The sequence below is a fragment of the Bradyrhizobium sp. ISRA430 genome (assembly GCF_029909975.1).
In the GTDB taxonomy this organism is placed as follows: domain Bacteria; phylum Pseudomonadota; class Alphaproteobacteria; order Rhizobiales; family Xanthobacteraceae; genus Bradyrhizobium.
Genome location: NZ_CP094516.1, coordinates 8,392,508 through 8,410,613 on the forward strand (window position 1 = coordinate 8,392,508; position 18,106 = coordinate 8,410,613).

16 protein-coding genes are annotated in these 18,106 nt (G+C 61.2%); 6 read left to right on the forward strand and 10 right to left on the reverse strand.

What is annotated here, in order from left to right; all coding sequences use genetic code 11:
• Positions 1-28: 28 nt before the first annotated feature.
• The gene (rfbA, locus tag MTX21_RS39265) at positions 29-904 is read right to left on the reverse strand and encodes a glucose-1-phosphate thymidylyltransferase RfbA (RefSeq protein WP_280969768.1); all 876 of its coding nucleotides are present in this window, start codon (positions 902-904) and stop codon (positions 29-31) included.
• Positions 905-1,172: 268 nt separating this feature from the next.
• Between rfbA and MTX21_RS39270 the strand changes: the two genes are divergently transcribed.
• From MTX21_RS39270 to MTX21_RS39280, 3 genes are all read left to right on the forward strand, one after another.
• On the forward strand, positions 1,173-2,201 hold the full coding sequence (locus MTX21_RS39270) for a hypothetical protein (RefSeq protein WP_280969769.1): 1,029 nt from the start codon (positions 1,173-1,175) through the stop codon (positions 2,199-2,201).
• 167 nt (positions 2,202-2,368) lie between these two features.
• Entirely contained in the window at positions 2,369-3,469 is a 1,101-nt protein-coding gene (locus MTX21_RS39275; protein ID WP_280969770.1) for a DegT/DnrJ/EryC1/StrS family aminotransferase, read from the forward strand.
• 1 nt (position 3,470) lies between these two features.
• Entirely contained in the window at positions 3,471-4,172 is a 702-nt protein-coding gene (locus MTX21_RS39280) for an NDP-hexose 2,3-dehydratase family protein (RefSeq protein ID WP_280969771.1), read from the forward strand.
• Positions 4,173-4,205: 33 nt separating this feature from the next.
• On the opposite strand, the gene MTX21_RS39285 is transcribed toward MTX21_RS39280, so the two are convergent.
• From MTX21_RS39285 to MTX21_RS39310, 6 genes are all read right to left on the reverse strand, one after another.
• Positions 4,206-4,994: a class I SAM-dependent methyltransferase gene (locus MTX21_RS39285; protein ID WP_280969772.1), complete on the reverse strand. Its 789-nt coding sequence runs from the start codon at positions 4,992-4,994 to the stop codon at positions 4,206-4,208.
• Between the two features lie 2 nt (positions 4,995-4,996).
• Positions 4,997-6,184, reverse strand: a complete 1,188-nt coding sequence (locus MTX21_RS39290; protein WP_280969773.1) for a glycosyltransferase — start codon at positions 6,182-6,184, stop codon at positions 4,997-4,999.
• Positions 6,185-6,187: 3 nt separating this feature from the next.
• Positions 6,188-7,300 carry a dTDP-glucose 4,6-dehydratase gene (gene rfbB, locus MTX21_RS39295; protein WP_280969774.1) on the reverse strand — a complete coding sequence of 371 codons (1,113 nt, stop codon included), beginning with the start codon at positions 7,298-7,300 and terminating at the stop codon, positions 6,188-6,190.
• Positions 7,301-7,330: 30 nt separating this feature from the next.
• Positions 7,331-8,692: a hypothetical protein gene (locus MTX21_RS39300; RefSeq protein ID WP_280969775.1), complete on the reverse strand. Its 1,362-nt coding sequence runs from the start codon at positions 8,690-8,692 to the stop codon at positions 7,331-7,333.
• Entirely contained in the window at positions 8,689-10,002 is a 1,314-nt protein-coding gene (locus MTX21_RS39305; RefSeq protein ID WP_280969776.1) for a hypothetical protein, read from the reverse strand. The genes MTX21_RS39300 and MTX21_RS39305 overlap by 4 nt, the downstream gene beginning before the upstream one ends.
• A 69-nt stretch (positions 10,003-10,071) precedes the next feature.
• Positions 10,072-11,031, reverse strand: coding sequence for a hypothetical protein (locus MTX21_RS39310; RefSeq protein ID WP_280969777.1), 960 nt, complete (start codon positions 11,029-11,031; stop codon positions 10,072-10,074).
• Between the two features lie 336 nt (positions 11,032-11,367).
• Here MTX21_RS39310 and MTX21_RS39315 point away from each other — a divergent pair, with 336 nt between their 5' ends.
• From MTX21_RS39315 to MTX21_RS39325, 3 genes are read left to right on the forward strand one after another with little or no spacing between them, the layout of a single operon-like run.
• Positions 11,368-12,429: a Gfo/Idh/MocA family oxidoreductase gene (locus MTX21_RS39315; protein ID WP_280969778.1), complete on the forward strand. Its 1,062-nt coding sequence runs from the start codon at positions 11,368-11,370 to the stop codon at positions 12,427-12,429.
• A complete protein-coding gene (locus MTX21_RS39320) occupies positions 12,426-12,902 on the forward strand; it encodes an acyltransferase (RefSeq protein ID WP_280969779.1) in 477 nt (158 codons plus the stop codon). The genes MTX21_RS39315 and MTX21_RS39320 overlap by 4 nt, the downstream gene beginning before the upstream one ends.
• Positions 12,902-14,005 carry a DegT/DnrJ/EryC1/StrS family aminotransferase gene (locus tag MTX21_RS39325; protein ID WP_280969780.1) on the forward strand — a complete coding sequence of 368 codons (1,104 nt, stop codon included), beginning with the start codon at positions 12,902-12,904 and terminating at the stop codon, positions 14,003-14,005. Before MTX21_RS39320 ends, MTX21_RS39325 begins: the two co-directional genes overlap by 1 nt.
• Here the strand turns inward: MTX21_RS39325 and MTX21_RS39330 are convergent.
• From MTX21_RS39330 to gmd, 3 genes are read right to left on the reverse strand one after another with little or no spacing between them, the layout of a single operon-like run.
• Positions 14,002-15,270: a glycosyltransferase family 4 protein gene (locus tag MTX21_RS39330; protein WP_280969781.1), complete on the reverse strand. Its 1,269-nt coding sequence runs from the start codon at positions 15,268-15,270 to the stop codon at positions 14,002-14,004. The genes MTX21_RS39325 and MTX21_RS39330 overlap by 4 nt on opposite strands.
• A complete protein-coding gene (locus MTX21_RS39335) occupies positions 15,213-16,211 on the reverse strand; it encodes a GDP-L-fucose synthase (RefSeq protein WP_280969782.1) in 999 nt (332 codons plus the stop codon). The genes MTX21_RS39330 and MTX21_RS39335 overlap by 58 nt, the downstream gene beginning before the upstream one ends.
• Positions 16,192-17,265, reverse strand: coding sequence for a GDP-mannose 4,6-dehydratase (gmd, locus tag MTX21_RS39340; protein WP_280969783.1), 1,074 nt, complete (start codon positions 17,263-17,265; stop codon positions 16,192-16,194). Before gmd ends, MTX21_RS39335 begins: the two co-directional genes overlap by 20 nt.
• Between the last annotated feature and the right edge of the window lie 841 nt (positions 17,266-18,106).

The following is an 18,106-nucleotide window of genomic DNA, read 5'->3' on the forward strand; positions in this document are numbered from 1 at the left end:
TATCACCCGCTGGTCCGGACGACGTCTGTTAGAGGAGGCTGGCTTGGCGGATGAGGTATTTGCCGTAGGCGGTATTCTTCATCGGCTCGGCGAGCTTCACGAGCTGTTCTGCATCGATGAAGCCCTGGAGGAAGGCGACTTCCTCCGGACAGGCGATCTTCAGTCCCTGCCGCTTTTCGACGATGTAGATGAACTCCGAAGCTTCGAGCAGCGACTCGTGAGTTCCTGCATCGAGCCAGGCATAGCCACGGCCGAAACGCTCGGCGCGAAGCTCGCCGCGTTCCAGATACCACTGATTGACGTCGGTGATCTCGAGCTCCCCGCGCGCCGAAGGCTTGATTTCGCGCGCGACATCGACGACGCGCTCGTCGTAGAAATAGAGGCCCGTTACGGCATAGTTCGACTTCGGCGCCTTTGGTTTCTCGACGATTCCCGCCGGACGGTGCGATAGGTCGAACTCGATTACGCCATAGCGCTCGGGATCGTCGACCCAGCAGGCGAATACCGTTGCGCCGCGCGTCCGCTCGGCCGAATTACGCATCAGGGCGCGCAGGTTGTCGCCATAGAAGATGTTGTCGCCGAGGATCAGCGCGCAGGCACTGCCGGCCAGGAACTCGCGGCCGATCAGGAATGCCTCGGCGATGCCGCCCGGATGATCCTGGATGGCAAAGGACAACTCGATGCCCCATTGCCGTCCATCGCCGAGCAGCCGCTTGAACTGGTCGATCTCCTCCGGAGTCGTAATGATCAGCAGCTCGCGGATTCCGGCAAGCATCAAGGTGGTCAGAGGGTAGTAGATCAGCGGCTTGTCGTAGATCGGCAGCAATTGCTTCGAGGTGGCAAGCGTCAACGGATAGAGCCGGGTTCCGCGACCGCCGGCCAGAATGATTCCTTTGCGTTTCATGTGCTCGCACTCTATGTCAGTGTTCACGGCTACTTAGGGTAGGGTGGTCCGTTAGCACGCGCCGTAGCCAACTCAAAGGTCGGAGACGGTCGAGTCGATGCCAAGACCCATCCCCAGAGAGAAAAATCGTTAATTTTTCCAGTGCGTTAGACCGGGGAGAGGTGGCTGCGTTGCTAGGTCTCCACCTCTGGGCTAGGAATGGAGCGGGGACGTCTTCGGCACGACTCTTCCGCGCGCCGCGCCCCTTCCGGCTGACCGACAAGGCATCATGGCGAAGCGCGTCTACTGCACTTACTTTGACCACAACTACCTGCCGCGGGGCGTCGCCCTGTATCAGTCGCTGCAACGATATGCGCCGGGTGCGCGGTTGTGGGTGCTCTGTCTCAATGACATCTGCTACCGCGCGCTCTTAGCGCTCGACCTTCCGCATCTCGTGCCGTGCCGGCTCGCCGATTTCGAGGCCGCTGATCCCGAGGTGGCGGCGACGCGGTCGACGCGCAGCACGATCGAATATTTCTTCACCTGTTCGCCGGCCTGGATGCTCTTCGTGCTGAAACGAGAGCAAGACGCGGAATGGGTGACGTATCTGGACGGCGATCTCTATTTTTACGCGTCGCCCGAGACGATCTATCATGAGCTCGAAGGCTCGTCGGTTGCGATCATTCCCCACCGTTACACCCGGGAGATCGCGCGGCTGAAGAAGTTCGGCACTTACAATGTCGGTTGGGTCGGCGTTCGCAACGAGCCGGACGGTCGGGCAGTCATCGAGTGGTGGCGAAAGAAGTGCATCGAATGGTGCTATGATTACGTGGACAACGGGCGCTTTGCTGATCAGGGTTATCTCGATGCCTTTCCCGGTCTATCCGCGCGGGTTAAGATTATCGATAACATCGGAGCGAACCTGGCTCCCTGGAACATCGGCAACTATCGAATCGATTTCAGCAACGACACCGTCATCATCGACAAGGCGCACCCGCTGATATTTTTCCATTTCCAGGGGCTGAAGAAGGGCCTGGTCTGGTTCGTTTTCAACAGTCACCGGCGCTATCGGGCGCCTTTCTCCATGAACGCGCGCGAGCACATCTATAAGCCGTACATCAATGAATTGCTCGAGATCGAGCGAAGCACCAGCGCGCTTCTGGCTGTTCCCAAAATGAAGCCGCATGGGCGGTCATCGAATGTCGGTCTCAGGAAATACCTCGAGGGCAAGGTGCGAAATTTGGCAACGCGAGTTTTGCAGGTACTCGACGTCGTGACCGGGCGGGCCTTTTTCGTCTACAAGGGAGTTGCGCGCTAGAATCCGCGCATGCTGCTTGCGTTCATACTTTGGGGGCACTGCAGGACCTCCCGATCATACCCTTGGCTGTGTTCTGTCAAAACTACCGATGTCGACATTCCAGAAGAGGTTTGCTAGTTCGTTCTGAACACACTTCAGAGTCAAGAGCAGTGAATCAGTGGTGACCAATGCTGCCGCCGTTTTGGGAATACGGACGCGAATATGACGAGTTGCGGGACGAGATTCTCGCTGCGGTCGATCGTGTCTTCAGCTCAGGTCAGTTGATTCTCGGGCCGGAGGGGCTGGCTTTTGAGCGCCAGATGGCCGAATGCGTCGGCGTGACCGGAGGCGTCGGCGTCAATAGCGGCACCGATGCGATCTACATTGCGCTCGCCGCGCTCGGCGTGAAGGCTGGCGACGAGGTCATCACGGTGCCGAACACCGCGGTCCCGACCGTATCGGCGATCCAGACGCTCGGCGCACGCCCGGTCTTCGTCGACGTGCGGGACAATGATTTCCTCATGGATGTCGAGCAGGTCGAGGGGGCAATCACGCCGCGCACGAGGGCGATCATCCCGGTCCATCTGTATGGCCAGTGCGTCGATCTGGACCCGCTGATGGCGCTAGCCGAGCGGCACGGGCTCAAGGTGATGGAGGACTGCGCCCAGTCGCAGGGCGCGCTCTACAAGGGGCGGCAGTCGGGAAGCATTGGTCATGCGTCGTCGTTCTCGTTCTATCCGACCAAGCTGCTCGGAGGGTATGGCGACGGCGGAATGGTCCTCAGCCGTGACCAGGCAGTCATCGATCTCGCCCGTTCGCTGCGCTTCTACGGTATGGAGCAGACCTACTACGCGGAGAGACATGGGTTCAATTCAAGGCTGGACGAGGTTCAGGCAGCAATTCTCTCGCTGAAGTTGCCGAGAGTGGAAGGTTGGATCGAGCGCCGCCGTAGCATCGCCGGCCGTTACCGGCGCGGCTTTGCGGGTTGCGGCCTTGAGATGCCGGCCGAGAACAACTATGGCCGTCACGTCTACCACCTCTTTGTGGTGGAGGCGCCGCGTGACCGTGACGAAACCTTGGCACGAATCCAGGCGCGAGGCCTGAAATGTGGTGTGCAGTACAAGTGGCCCATCCACCTGATGCGAGGTTATCACGATCTCGGCTATCGCCCTGGACAGTTTCCCGTTGCGGAGAAGAAGGCACAAAGAATCTTCTCCTTGCCCATCTATCCGCACCTCACGGACGACGAGGTCGACGAGATCATTGATGTCGTGAGAGCGGAAATCTAGCATGGCCGAGCATCAGAACCTCGATTGGCTGAGGGACAGGCTGCGGGCTTCACTGTACGCGGAAGCCAATGACCCTTCCGAGCTGATTGAGTGGCTGCAAGACCGCCGCAAAGAGGTGCCGTTTTCTGCTCATTTGATCGCATTGCGCGATGTCGCGAACTGGCGACAGGACGACGACGGCAATATCCACAACGTGAGCGGACAATTCTTCCGGATCGAGGGCGTGAGGGTGCAGAGCGCGCCCGGCCTTCGCGAGATAGCTGGATGGGACCAGCCGATTTTCACGCAGACCGATGGCGGCGTTCTCGCGTTGCTGTCCCGGGAAACGCGAGATCGTGGCGTGGAGTTTCTGCTGCAGGCGAAGGCCGATCCGGGCAACATAGGCTATCTGCAGTTCTGCCCGACCATTCAGAGCACGTGGGAAAACATCCGCGGCCTGAAAGGCGCCCGCCGCGCGCCATTTGCGGAATGCCTCGATCCGTCCGACAATATTCGTCTAATCTACAGATCGAAGCACAATGAGGAAGGCAGCCGCTTCTGGCAGAAGTCGAACGAAAACATGATCCTGTTCGTGGAGGACGCGTCCGCGCTGACGATCGATGATCGTACCTACCGCTGGGCCAGTCTGTCGCAGATCAAGCAGATGATGCTTCTCGACAACGTCGTGGGACCCTACGTCAGGACTGTCGTCGCGCCGCTGTGACGTCCAGTTGATTGCGGCGGCCTCTCACCCCGACTATTTCCTTTTCGAGAGGAGATAGGTTTCTGCTTTCGAACGATGGCCTGTCACCTTGGACACGTCATACGGAATGGACGGCCAGCTTCGTTCCAGGCGCAGCCCGGCTGCTTCGCACAGGCCGATCAGTTCCTGCCTGCCGAAAACGATCTCGACCACCGGCGCGCCATAGGCATATTTTCGCAGATATGTCGTCGGGTGATCGTCGAACACCGGCACGCTGTGCAGGATGCAGTAGTCGGCGACGCGCGCCGCCTCGCGGATCGCTGCGGGATAATCGATGATGTGCATCAGCGATACGCCGTTGAACACGATATCGAAGGCGGCGTCGGCATAGGGCAGGGCGGTCGCGTCGGCGACCTCGAAGGCTGCGGACGGGTAGTTGGCATGCGCCCGCTCGATCATTGCGGCGGAATAGTCGATGCCGGTGTAAAGCAGTCCGCCTTTGACCAGGGCATCGAATACCTCCGAATAGTAGCCGCTGCCGCATCCCACCTCGAGCAATCGAGGCTGCCCGATGCCGGTCGCAGCAACAGCCTCGGCGGCCACCTGGAGGTCGAGCCGCGGCTCGCCCCGCTTCATGGCGGCGATCAGGCCAAGATAGGCCCGCTCCTGACGGCGCACGGTCCGCGCAGCGAGCCAACCACCCGATGAAGCCTGCGCCTTCCGGGCTTCCTCGACCCCGCCAAGCACGCTGTAGTCGGTCGACGTCAGGATCTGCCGGCGGAGCAGCGGCGACGCGTTGACAACGCGTTTGCCGATTTGCCTGATTGCGCGGGGCAGCTTCATGGTCAGGGCCTCAAGGTTTCGACGTAACCGAGAATCTCTCTCGTGCGATGACGATAGGTGTGTTCGCCGAGGGTCTTTGCGTGACCAGCCTGCGCGATGGTGGTGCGGCCGCCGGCATCGTCGAGATATCGCTCGACGGTCTTCAGGCAATCGTCGACCGTGCGCCACACGGCGATTTCGCGATCGGGCTCGAACAGGGTGTGAAGATTGTCCTTGAAGTCGGTGAGCAGGAATGTCCCCACGCCGGTCGCCTCGAACAAGCGCATGTTCCCGGCCTCCCGGCCGGCGAGGTCGATGTGCGAATTCAACGTGATCTTCGACCGCCGCAACACCTGATACATGTCCGCGCCCCAGACCTCGCCCTGGAAGCAGGCGTGCAAGGGCGAGGATGCAGCAAGCGTTCGCGGCAGCGTGCCCCACAATTTGAGATCATAGTGTCGCGCCACGGCCTCGAGCAGCGTGATCCGCTGGCGGTGATCATCGGAGATTGTTCCGACGAATGACACGTCGACGGGAGCCTCGACCGCCGCCGGAAGGCGTTCCAGCACGACCGGGTCGAAGGCCAGATGGTTGACCTCGGCGCGACTGCCGCGTTTGCGGAACCACTCGACCGTCGTCGGCAACTGCGAAATCATAAGATCGTAGGCGGCCCAGTCTTCGCCGGGGGACGGCTCGATGCCGACCTGTCCGATGATGACCGGGTTGCACAATGCCTTGATGCGGCGGATCAGGCGTGTGTCGACGTGGAAGGCGTCCTGATTGAGAATGAGATCGGGGCGGAAGTCCTCGATCTGCGCGAGCAGGATGCGTTCGCTCTGTGAGTCGAGGCGCGGGCTGAGGCCCACACGCCGCGCCAGTGGACGCAGCAACGGCTTGAAGGGCACCGCCGCCCGCTGCAGCCAGCCGGGGAGCCGCTGTACCTTGCTGGACGTGATTTCGGCAGGTGCCTCGATGGTCATGCCGTGTTCGCGCGCCCAGGCCGATTGCAGATAGGAATTGTTGACGTGGATCTCCGCCGCGGTATGGCCGAGTTCGGCGAAGTTGCGCGAGTAGAAATCGGCCACGCCGAACAGGGTCGCGTTCCTCGCCGACATCTGGTCGACGTAGGAGGCCTCGGACAAGGCAGGGTCGCGCCGGTACAGCCACGCCAGGAAGCGCGGGTAGTCGGCGTTGAGTATCAGAATGCGCATCCCCTAGACCGCGATCCGGAAGCTGTAATTCTTGTCGAGCCAGGCCTTGTAGCCGCCGCTTACGATCTCGTCCCACCAGCTCTGGTGGTCGAGGTACCAGTGGACGGTCTGATCGAGGCCGGCCTCGAAGGTGATGCTGCAGCTTTCGCCGAGTTCGTTTGCGAGCTTGCGCGCATCGATGGCGTAGCGGTGGTCGTGGCCGGGCCGGTCCGTGACATATCGGATCAGCGAGCGGCAGGATTGGTTGGTCGCCGCCGGGCATGACGGAAAGCGCGCGGCCAGCGCCGGACTTCCGGCAAACGCGCGGTCGATCAGATCGCAGATCGTGCCGACGACATCGCGATTGTTCCGCTCGCTGCCGCCGCCGACATTGTAGGTCTCGCCCGGAGATCCCCGCTCGACGACCGTCATCAGCGCCCGACAGTGCTCGGACACGTGCAGCCAATCGCGAATGTTCGACCCATCCCCGTAGATCGGCAGCGGCTTGCCCTCCAGCGTATGGATGATCATCAGGGGAATCAGCTTTTCCGGGTGCTGATAGGGGCCGTAATTGTTCGAGCAATTGGTGATCAGCGCGGGCAGCCCATAAGTCACCACGAAGGAGCGGACGAGATGGTCGCTGGCCGCCTTGCTGGCGGCATAGGGCGAATTCGGACGATAGGGCGTGGACTCAGAGAAGGGCGGGTCCGTCGGTTCGAGCGATCCATAGACCTCGTCGGTCGAGATGTGGAGGAAGCGCGCATGCCGCATCGTGTCGGAGGCGCGCCAGGCATCGAGGGCCGCCTTGAGCAGGGTGAACGTGCCGAGCACGTTGGTCTGGAGGAACGCCTCGGGATCGACGATGGAACGGTCGACGTGGGATTCCGCGGCCAGATGCAGCACGCGATCGAACTTGTGCTCGTCAAACAGTGCGCGCACCAGACCCGCATTCCTGATGTCGCCCTTGACGAAGACGATGCCGCCGTTCGCGATCAGCGGTTCGAGGCTGCGGATGTTGGCCGCATATGTCATCGCATCCACGACGACCAGCCGGTCATCCGGACGAGCCGCCCGCCACGCATGCACCAGATTTTGGCCGATGAATCCGGCCCCTCCAGTAATCAGAACGTTATGCATTCAACACCTCGACGATTAGCATTGGTTTTCTCAACGTGCAGGCGCCGGAGCCTTCGCTCGGTCCGACTGGGCGGTGAAAGCCGGCCTCGGCGTAACGTACCAGAGAATGAAGATGATCAGGGCCCCGTTCGACAGCAGGTTCGTGGCCAATGGTACGTTCAGGAGCACCTGGCTCAACAATCCCCCCGACAGGATGACGAATCTCGGAGGCAGGCCGGCCGAGGCCCGGTTTCCAAGAGAGATGACGAGCCCGCAGGCGGCCGCCGCGACCGGCGCCGCAAGGGGCCCGACGGATGCGATGCCCTCGGTGGCAAACAGTGATGCGTTCAGGTTCCCGAGCTCATAATTCTTGGACATCAGGACCGATAGCGGGTCGTTATAGGTACAGCCAAGATACGTCTTGATCAGAAGGATCTGACAAAAGTGCGTTAGCTGATGGGTCGAGAAAAAGTCGTTGTAGACGTCGAGTGCGATCGAGGGGAACGCGATCATCCGGAAGTTGATTGCCGAGAAGTATTTGATGAACAGCTCGTACGGGATGGCTCCGAGCTTGTAGGGAATGATCAGCAACAGTCCGCCGGAGATCGGCAGGAGCAGAGACAGGAGAATGGCGGCTCTTGGTTCGAACCCTCGGGCGACCACCGCGAGAAAGAGCAGCCAGAACGGGGCAAAGAAGGTCAGCTTGGTCAAGGTGATTGGATAGAACGCCAGCAGCAGCAGAAGGGCAATTGCTGCTTTCACTCTTTCACCGCTCGTGACGAAGCTGGCAAAGGCGAACGGCAGCAGCGCGTTCGACGTTATGCCGATGGCGTACCGGAGCGGAGCAGGAAATTCCAAGGCGTTCCGGAAGTCATAGATCGTGTCGATGCCCGCCAGTCTGAAATTGTAGAATGTGCCCGCCGCGACTGTCGCGGCCGCGATCATCAGGATGACCAGCCGCAACTTCTTCGCCGCGTCATCACTCAGAACGACATGCTGCTTGATGGGTCCGGTGATGAAAAGCACCGGGACCAGGAACGCGACGATCGAAGCGATGGCGGAAGCGAGCGACAGCGCCCGGTCGTAGGGAAATTTCGAGAATACACGCAGCCACGCATAGCCGACGATCAGGGTATAGAGATAGAAGCCCACGAAATAGCCGAAACTGAACCGGGCACGCGCAAAGAGGACGGCGACTGCCGCGAGCAGCAGGACGACCAGGGCCGCTGTCGGCAACTGCGCCTGCGCGAAGGCGACCGCTCCGGTGTAACCGTAGAACTGGGCGACATAGACCAGCGACACGCAGCAGACGACCAGGTGAATCCAAAGCAGCAGCAGGCGTCCTTGCCACGACGAAGGGGTCGTGAGGCCGAAGGCCCCGGTCGGTCCGAGGACTCGTTCCGCGGCTTTCATGCCGGCTTGCCGAAGAGTGGCCGGGGGGTCACGTACCAGAGTATGAAGAGCAGTGCAGCGCCGTTGGTCACGAAAGTGATCGTGAGGGAGACGTTGAGGAAGATCTGCGGGAGCACGCCGGCCGACAACAGGACAAATCGCGATGGCAGGCCGGAGGAGGCGGAGTTGCCGACCGCCACGACCAGGCCGCAAATGAAGGCGGCGAGCGGCGCAAGTCCGACGCCAACCGAGGCGATGCCTTCGGTTGCGAACAGTGATGCGTTGAAATTCCCCACATTGTAGGCGTTCTGCATCACGATCGCCAATGGCTCGCGGTAGGGGCAGTCGATGAAGGATTTAAGGGCGTTCACCTGACAGAACCAGGTCAGGTCATGATGGGCAAAGAAGTCGTTGTAAAAGTCGAGGGCGCTGGAGGTCAGCGCGATCATTCTGAAATTGACCAGGCTGAAATAGGCGATGAACTGCTGAAACGAGATGACGTTCAGGTCGAGCAGCCTGGCCAGCAATATGCCGAACAGGATCGGTACCAGCAGAGACAGGATCACCGCGGTTCTCGTCGAGAAGGCCCGGGATGCGACCGCCAGAATGATCAGCCACACCGGCGCGAAAAGCGAAAGCTTGGCCAGGGTGATAGGATAGAACATGAGCAGCAGGAGCAGGCACAGGGCGGCCCGCCACTTGGCGCCCTCGACGACGAAGCAGGCGAAGGCGAACGGCAGCAGGACGTTCGAGGTGATCCCAAGCCCGTACGAGAGCCAGGCCGGAAATTCGAGCTGGTTGCGGAAATTGTAGATCTCGGAGATCCCGACCAGCCGAACATTGTAGAGCGCGCCGGCTCCGAGTGCTGCGGCGGCAAGCACCAGGATGCAGGTCAGCAGCCTTCGAAAGCCGGCCTCCGACAAAACGAACCTCTGTCTGGCCGGTATCGACATCAGCATGGCGGGCAAGAGGAACGTCAGTCCCGAGGCGAATGCCGAGGCATAGGCCACGACGTGGTCGTAAGAGAACGTCGATAGCGGGAGCAGCCAGAGGTATCCCATCAGCATGGTGAAGAAGTAGAAGCCGACGAGGTAGCCGAAGCTGAAGCGGCACACGGCGAACAGGATCGAGAGCAGAGCGAAGGGTGCGATGTTCAGCGCGGCGAGCAAGAGCCTGTCGCTGTTCGTGGGGGTCAGGCGCATGAGCGGCGCGTAGTACTGCACGACATAGGCCATGGAGACGAAGCAGGCGGCCACGTGCAGGTAGATGAGGAAGACCGGCCCGAGTCCCTCGTTGCGGCTCGTGTCGACCTCGATGGGGCTACGGTTCAAGATCTCGTCCACTTCGCTGCTCATCTGCGCAGGGATTGGTTGGCCGCGAGACCGTGGCCGGCCGATCCGTCAGGTCTTCGTGACGACGAAGGTGTGAAGAAAGGCAATCGCTCCGAATGCAACCAGGATCGAGGCGACCGCGGCGATGACCAAGAGGGAGAGCCGCTTTGTGCCCACCGGTTGCAGCATGACCTCGGGCGCGAGCGCGATGCGCGTGCTCTTGAACGCCCTCGCGGCGATCTGCGCCTCGAGGAGAGTCGATGCAAGGGCATCGCGCTGGGAGCGTAACGTGGTGAGATCGCGCGTCGATTGGGCGCGATCCTCGTTCAGGACGGCTAGCAATTCCACGCGGCTCGCGATTTCCTTGCGGAACCCGTCAATGTCGGGCATCGCCTTGTTGTCCGCTTCGAGCTGCGTTGCGGCGCGCTGGAGCGCCGTGCTGCGCTCGAGTTGCATGTCGCGAATCGAGCCCTCCGTTTCGGCCAGCAGTCCGCCCACGCGGTCGAGCACCTTCCCATATTCCGCGATCTGCTGGTCCACCCCGTCGCTGGTCTGCTTCATCAGCACAGTCCGCAGGGAGGCGGCCTCGCGCACGAAGTCGCTGCGCTTGGCGTCCTCTTCCACGATCTGGTCGATGATCTTCTGATGGAGCGCCTTGGCGTCTTCGGCGGCGGCGGGGTCGATGGTGCTCTGGATGCTCACCGTCTGGCCGATGCTGTCGGCCGACAAATTTTGGAGTGCGCCGAGCGTCGATTGTTGCGCGCCGTTCTTGGCCAATGCCGCCAGGGCGGCCGGCCCATAGACAACGGGTATGCGCTTTGCGAGCAGTTCCGGCGATTGGATCGGCTCCTCCCGCCCGTTGAAGGCGAAGGCTCCGATCTCGACCGCGGATCGGACAAGCGAACGGGGCTGGACAAATATGAAGATGGCCGCGGCCAGGACGACGAAGATGATCCCCGCGACAGACAGAAAAGTAACGCGAAACGACTGAAGTGTCCCCAGAATCGCGGCAGTGGCTTGGTCAGTCATGCTCTTGAACTTGGCTTGAAATCTCACAGTCTTTTAGACTGGTTCGCCGACTGTTAGGCGAAATGACGGGCCGAGTCCATTTTTTGGAGTTTTTCGCGCCCCGCGAAGCTCGCAGTTCGCGTTTCGGGCTGGAAGGCTCCGCAGGACAGGGATAGGGATAGGGATAGGGACAGGTCGGTGCAATTGATTTCTCGTGGAAATTGCGCCCGGTTGTCATCTCCGGCGGGTGCCAATTGGCTTGATCTAAAAGAGCTTTTGCGTATAGACCTCTAGGCCGCGAGGGGGCGGATATTGAGGCGTCCTGGCCTCGGCCTGCGTGATCAGGGGGAAGGTTTCATGCTCAGATTCGGCTTGCTCGGTTGCGGACGTATCTCCAAACGGCACGCGGATCTGCTTGGCTCCAATCAGATCGAAAATGCCAAGCTGATCGCGGTTTGCGATCCGGTCCGCGAGCGCGCCGACGCTGTGGCGACGAAATTCGGAATACCTGCAGACTACGACATCGAGACGTTCCTTGCCAGGAAGGACATCGACGTCGTTACCGTGCTGACACCGAGCGGCATGCATCCCCAGCATGCGATCGCCTCTGCGAAGGCGGGCAAGCACGTGGTCGTCGAAAAGCCGATGGCGCTTCGGCTCCAGGATGCCGACGACATGATCCGGGCCTGCGACCAAGCCGGCGTGAAGCTGTTCGTGGTCAAGCAAAACCGCTTCAACGTGCCGGTGGTCAAGGCCCGCGAGGCTCTCGACGCCGGTCGCTTCGGCAAGCTGGTGCTCGGAACGGTCCGGGTGCGGTGGTGCCGTGACCAGGCCTATTACGACCAGGACGCCTGGCGCGGCACTTGGGCCTATGACGGCGGCGTGCTCACGAACCAGGCGAGCCACCACATCGACATGCTGGAGTGGTTCTTCGGCGACGTCGTCAGCGTGCACGCCCGCGCCACGACGGCGCTTGTGAAGATCGAAACCGAGGATACCGCAGTCGCAACGCTGAAATTCCGCAACGGCGCGCTGGGCATCATCGAGGCGACGACGGCGGTTCGTCCGAAGGATCTCGAAGGCTCGCTCTCGATCCTCGGCGAAAAGGGCGCGGTCGAGATCGCCGGCTTCGCCGTCAACCAGATCAGGCACTGGCGCTTCGTCGACGAGCTTCCAAGCGACAAGGAGGTTGTCGAGAAGTTTTCGGTCAATCCGCCGAACGTCTACGGATTTGGCCATCAGGCCTATTACCAGCACGTGGTAGATTGCCTGCTGCACGAGCGCGCCGCACTGGTGGACGGTCTTCAGGGCCGAAAGAGCCTGGAACTGATTTCGGCGCTTTACGAGTCGATTGAAACCGGCAAGGAGGTAGCGCTTCGTTTCGAACCGCGCAGGAGCCGCCTCGGGCTGACCGCATGAACATGCCGGAAGTACATCGGGTCGGCGTACGCGACGACGTCAAATTCGGCGCCGGCGTAAAGCTGGTCGAGCCCTGCAACCTCTATGGTTGCGTCATCGGCGACGGCTGCTTCATCGGGCCCTTCACTGAGATCCAGAAGGACGTGATGATCGGGGCGCGCACCCGCGTGCAGTCGCACGCCTTCATCTGCGAGCTCGTGACTATCGGCGACGACTGCTTCGTGGGTCACGGCGTGATGTTCGTCAACGATACCTTCGCAACGGGCGGCCCGGCCCGTGGACGCAAGGAGCTGTGGCGCACGACGGTCATCGGAGACCGCGTTTCGATCGGCTCCAACGCAACCATCCTGCCGGTCCGGATCGCGAGCGATGTCGTGATTGGGGCAGGGGCGGTCGTTACGAAAGATATCACCGAGCCCGGTACCTATGCCGGCAATCCCGCGCGCCGCATGGCGCCGCGCAAGGAGGCTTGATGCGAGTACCATTCGCCGATCTACACCTTCAGTACCAGAACCTGAAGTCCGAGATTGACGGCGCGATCGCGGCCGTCATCCGCGACAGCGCCTTCATTCGCGGGCCGTTCGTCGACGCGTTCGAGGCGGAGTTCGCCAAGACCGCCGAGGCGAAGCATTGCATTTCCTGCGCGAACGGCACGGACGCGCTCTACCTTGCAATGGTCGCGCTCGGGGTGAAGCCGGGCGACGAAGTGATCACGACGGCGCATTCCTGGATCTCGACATCCGCGATGATCACTTATTCCGGCGCCAAGGTCGTGTTCTGCGATACCGACGATGCCACCTTCACGATCGATCCGGCCGCGATCGAGCGGGCGATCACGCCCCGCACGGTCGGCATCATCCCGGTGCATCTGTACGGTCAGCCGGCCGACATGGACGCCATCATGGCCATCGCGCGGAAGAACAAATTGTGGGTGATCGAGGACTGCGCGCAGGCTCACCTGGCGCGCTATAAGAGCCAGCTCGTCGGCACGTTCGGGGCGGCTGCGACCTACTCGTTCTATCCGGGCAAGAATCTGGGCGCGATGGGAGATGCGGGCGCGGTCGTCACGAATGACTCGGCCCTCGCCGAACACATGACCAAGCTCGCCCGGCATGGTGGCGTGGTGAAGCATAAGCACGACATCGAAGGCATTAATAGCCGTCTGGACGGTATGCAGGCGGCGATCCTGTCGGCCAAGCTGCCGCACCTCGAGGCCTGGACCGTGGCCCGGCAAGAAGCAGCGTCGGTCTATGACGCCGGCCTCAAGCAGATCGAGGATCTCGAGGTGCCGCAGGTCGCGGCCGGCCGCACACACGTCTACCATCTCTACACCGTCAAGCATCCTAAGCGCGATGCGTTGGCGAGCTACCTGAACTCAAACGGCGTGCAGACGGCGATCAACTACCCGACGGCGTTGCCGTTGCTGCCGGCCTATGGCCGGTATGAGCACAAGCCGGAGCAGTTTCCGAACGCCTCTCGCGACCAGCACAAGATACTTTCCCTGCCGATGTACGCCGAGATTAGCCGGCAACAGCAGAGCTACGTCATCGGCCTGATCCGGAAGTTCGAAGGCTAGGGCCTGCTTCCGGCCGTACCGATCACCTCGCGATACCGTCTGGTCGCGGCTTCCTCGCTGTACTTGGCAGCGACAACCGCCGCCCTACGCCCTTTGGCGGTGGTGCCCGCACGATCCGTTGCGGCGTCGGAAATCGCCTTGGCAAGCAGCGCCGGTTCCTCCGGCGGCACGACCCAGCCGATCGCTTCCTCGCCCAGCACGATCGCCGCCTCCGAATGAGATTCGGAGCACACGATGATCGGCCTGCCAACGGCCAGCAGGTTGTAGAGTCGACTTGGAATCGACACGCCGGCTATATGGCGTCGGTAGGGGATCACCCAGACATCCGCTGCAGAGAGGAAATCGACCAACTCGCTGTCGGGCACCGGGGCCATCATCGTCATGTTGTGGAGTTGCTCGGCGGCCGCCAGTTCATTGAGCTTATTCCAGCCGACGCCCCATCCGGAAAACAGGAAGTGGATATCCCGGTTGCCGGCCAGCAGCCTCGCTGCTTCGAACACTGCCCTGGGGTCATGAGTGAAGCCTAGATTGCCGGAGAGGCCGACGACGAATTTATCGCGGAGAACATTGCGAAATGGATTGGCCGGACCGAGCTCTCGGTATCCGATCGGTATCAATGCCCAGTTGGGGATGAAGTGAATTTTCGCAGGCGCAACGCCCTTGTATCTTGTGAGCAGGGGAGGCGTGTCGCGCCCGATCACGATGATGGCGTCGAGTGCCCGGAAGAGCTGAGAATTGGCAAAGCGCAGCAGGCGCGCGGAGATCGAGGTGGGCTTGATGAACTTCGCCGCTTCGAGCGCCTCAGGATAGAGATCGTAGATCAGCAATACGGTTGCGGCCCCCCGCAGCCGTGCCGCAAGGACCACCGTGTAGGGCAGAGTGAACGGGGTGGTCACGCAGAAAACAGTGTCGCTGCGCCTAACTCGTCGCAGGATTTCAAGGAACATGTCAGCGGCGAGCGCGCACATCCCAATCGCTCTACGTACCAGGGCGTGCTTTTCCGATCTCCTGCTCCTGATCTCGACGACCTCTGGCTCATTCTCCGCGCCTGATGAGCGTGATCCCGCTGTGCCGGAAAGGACAATCACTTCGCGGTCCGCTGTCAGTGCGCGGGCAATCTGCCCCAAATACACTGCTGTCGTAGTTTGGTCGGGCGGATAGTGTTGCGTTGCGACGAACAGCCTGTCCGATCCCATGATTGAGTTACTCACGCAGAAAAGCTCTCCGGATTTGATGCCGGTCCGCATTCCTTGACGTTGATCCATCCTTTCTCGCTCTGGAAGGAGATGTACGCTCTTTTGATCCCATCTTCCATCGACGTCGTCGCGCGCCAGCCGAGCGCCGCGAGACGGCTGATGTCGAGCAGCTTCTGCGGCGTGCCGTCGGGGCGCGAGGGGTCGAACGTGATCGCGCCGCGATAGCCGATGACATCGGCGACCAGGCGGGCGAAGTCGGCGATGGTGATGTCCTTGCCGGTGCCGATGTTGATCAGCTCCGCCCCGGAATAAGTCTTCATCAGGTGCACGCAGGCATCCGCCATATCGTCCGCATGGAGGAACTCGCGGCGCGGCGTGCCCGTGCCCCAGACCGTGACGGTCCTGGCGCCGGCGACCTTGGCCTCGTGAAAGCGCCGGATCAGGGCGGCGACCACGTGGCTGTACTCGGGATGATAATTGTCGCCGGGGCCGTAGAGGTTGGTCGGCATCACGCTGATGAAGTCGCTTCCATACTGGCTGCGATAGGCCTCCGCCATCTTGATGCCGGCGATCTTGGCAATCGCATAGGGCTCGTTGGTGGGCTCGAGCGGGCCGGTCAGCATCGAGTCCTCGCGCAGCGGCTGGCTCGCGAGCTTCGGATAGATGCAGGAGGAGCCGAGGAACATCAGCTTCTCGGCACCATTCAGATGCGCGGCGTGGATCACGTTGGCCGCGATCGCGATGTTGTCGTAGATGAACTCGGCGCGCAGCGTGTCGTTGGCGGCGATGCCGCCGACCTTGGCGGCGGCGAGGAACACCACCTGTGGCCGCATTTTCGCGAACCAGTCGAACACGGCGGCCTGGTTGCAGAGATCGACCTCGCGCCGGTCCACCGTGACGAGCTTGACGTCCTCCCGCGCCAGCCGGCGCACCAGCGCGCTGCCGACCATACCGCGATGGCCGGCGACGTAGACGCTCTTGCCCTTCAGCTCAAACGGTGCGTTTGCCATTGGCGACGTCCCGTTTGGCCTCGGCCAGATCGCTCGCCATCATCTCCTCGACGAGCTGGGCAAACGTCCGCTTCGGCTTCCAGCCGAGCTTGTCGCGGGCCTTGCGGGCATCGCCGATCAGGAGCTCGACCTCGGTGGGGCGGAAGTAGGTCGGATCGATCCGCACCACAATCTTGCCGCTCTTGGCATCGACGCCGGTCTCCTCCACCCCCTTGCCGCGCCATTCGATGCGGCGGCCGACCTGCGCGAAGCAACGCTCGACCATCTCGCGCACCGAGCGCATCTCGCCGGTGGCGAGCACGAAGTCGTCGGGCGCATCGGCCTGCAGGATCATATGCATGCCCTCGACGTAATCCTTGGCATGGCCCCAGTCGCGCTTGGCCTCGAGATTGCCGAGATAGAGCGTGTCCTCGAGCCCGAGCTCGATGCGGGCAACGCCACGGGTGATCTTGCGGGTGACGAAGGTCTCGCCGCGGATCGGGCTCTCGTGGTTGAACAGGATGCCGTTGGACGCGAACATGCCGTAGGCCTCGCGGTAGTTCACCGTGATCCAGTAGCCGTACAGCTTGGCGACGCCGTAAGGCGAGCGCGGATAGAACGGCGTGGTCTCCTTCTGCGGGATCTCCTGCACGAGGCCGTAGAGCTCGGAGGTCGAGGCCTGGTAGAACCGCGTCTCCTTCTCCATGCCGAGGATGCGGATTGCCTCCAAGAGGCGCAGCACACCGACGGCGTCGGCATTGGCGGTGTATTCGGGGCTCTCGAAGCTGACCGCGACATGGCTCTGGGCGGCGAGATTGTAGATCTCGGTCGGCCGGATCTGCTGCACCAGGCGGATCAGATTGGTCGAATCGGTCATGTCGCCGTAATGCATCATGAACGGCACGTTGCCGACATGCGGGTCCTGATACAGATGATCGACCCGCGCGGTGTTGAACGACGACGAGCGCCGCTTGATGCCGTGCACGACATAGCCGAGCGACAGCAGATACTCGGCCAAATAGGCGCCATCCTGGCCGGTCACGCCGGTAATCAGCGCCACGCATCGTTCAGTCATTTGGTCTCTTAGGCAATTTCGTGCCTACCTCCCAACTTCCTCTCTTGGGCCTTCTTTTCTAGTGGGCGACGATTGTCAAGCTGACTTCGATTGAGGTCCTCTGATGGCCAGTTGGCTGGAGTTCGAGAAAAAGCGTCTCCTCAGAGGCCACTAAGTCAGATTATCTCTATTCCAGAGTAGTCCGCTTTACGCATCGGAGCACGGCGCCACGGCCGCCGCTTTGTGCTGCACAAAAACAATTCTGTTCACGAATGCAAATAGGTGGATCAGTGTCATTAGCCTCCCTCCAATACAGCTATTGCGGGCAGACTGCTGAAAATTCTGTCGACTTTAATGCCTTACGTCCTCTGCGAAGTCGCACCTGGTGAAAAATCGCAGTGGACAGGCTTCCATCCCATGCGAAGCAATTTGTTCGGAGTCGCCACGAGTGGGACGCCCATGCGTCTCCACGCAGCCCCATATCCGAGCGACGTGAGCCCTGTCTCGATCCATTTCTCAGGTATCTGAATTAGCCTTGGTGGCCTATTGAGCGCAACGCGATATGTGGCAATCATGCCCGCAACGCTGATCACATTAGGATCTGAGACGATAATTGTCTCGCCGATTGTGAGCGGGCTCGATAAAACAAAATCAACCGCTGAATTGAAGTTGTCAATCGACAGTACCGATCGCGGAGCGTTCAGGGAGCCGAAAGGAAGTGGAATTGGAAGCCGCGCCACCTTGCTTATAAGGGCGAAGTTACCCTTCTCTCCGGGCCCGTAGATGACCACGGGCCGAAGGATTGTATAAGGCACGCCAATCGATCGGATAGCATCTTCTGCTGCGAGTTTGGATCGTCCGT

Coding starts and splice junctions, on each gene's coding strand:
- MTX21_RS39285 (WP_280969772.1), bottom strand. CDS start 4,994: ATGAAGCTGCCCCGCGCAATCAGGCAAATCGGCAAACGCGTTGTCAAC.
- MTX21_RS39330 (WP_280969781.1), bottom strand. CDS start 15,270: ATGGATCAACGTCAAGGAATGCGGACCGGCATCAAATCCGGAGAGCTT.
- MTX21_RS39300 (WP_280969775.1), bottom strand. CDS start 8,692: ATGAAAGCCGCGGAACGAGTCCTCGGACCGACCGGGGCCTTCGGCCTC.
- MTX21_RS39280 (WP_280969771.1), top strand. CDS start 3,471: ATGGCCGAGCATCAGAACCTCGATTGGCTGAGGGACAGGCTGCGGGCT.
- rfbA (WP_280969768.1), bottom strand. CDS start 904: ATGAAACGCAAAGGAATCATTCTGGCCGGCGGTCGCGGAACCCGGCTC.
- MTX21_RS39270 (WP_280969769.1), top strand. CDS start 1,173: ATGGCGAAGCGCGTCTACTGCACTTACTTTGACCACAACTACCTGCCG.
- MTX21_RS39290 (WP_280969773.1), bottom strand. CDS start 6,184: ATGCGCATTCTGATACTCAACGCCGACTACCCGCGCTTCCTGGCGTGG.
- MTX21_RS39325 (WP_280969780.1), top strand. CDS start 12,902: ATGCGAGTACCATTCGCCGATCTACACCTTCAGTACCAGAACCTGAAG.
- MTX21_RS39320 (WP_280969779.1), top strand. CDS start 12,426: ATGAACATGCCGGAAGTACATCGGGTCGGCGTACGCGACGACGTCAAA.
- MTX21_RS39315 (WP_280969778.1), top strand. CDS start 11,368: ATGCTCAGATTCGGCTTGCTCGGTTGCGGACGTATCTCCAAACGGCAC.
- rfbB (WP_280969774.1), bottom strand. CDS start 7,300: ATGCATAACGTTCTGATTACTGGAGGGGCCGGATTCATCGGCCAAAAT.
- gmd (WP_280969783.1), bottom strand. CDS start 17,265: ATGACTGAACGATGCGTGGCGCTGATTACCGGCGTGACCGGCCAGGAT.
- MTX21_RS39275 (WP_280969770.1), top strand. CDS start 2,369: ATGCTGCCGCCGTTTTGGGAATACGGACGCGAATATGACGAGTTGCGG.
- MTX21_RS39335 (WP_280969782.1), bottom strand. CDS start 16,211: ATGGCAAACGCACCGTTTGAGCTGAAGGGCAAGAGCGTCTACGTCGCC.
- MTX21_RS39310 (WP_280969777.1), bottom strand. CDS start 11,031: ATGACTGACCAAGCCACTGCCGCGATTCTGGGGACACTTCAGTCGTTT.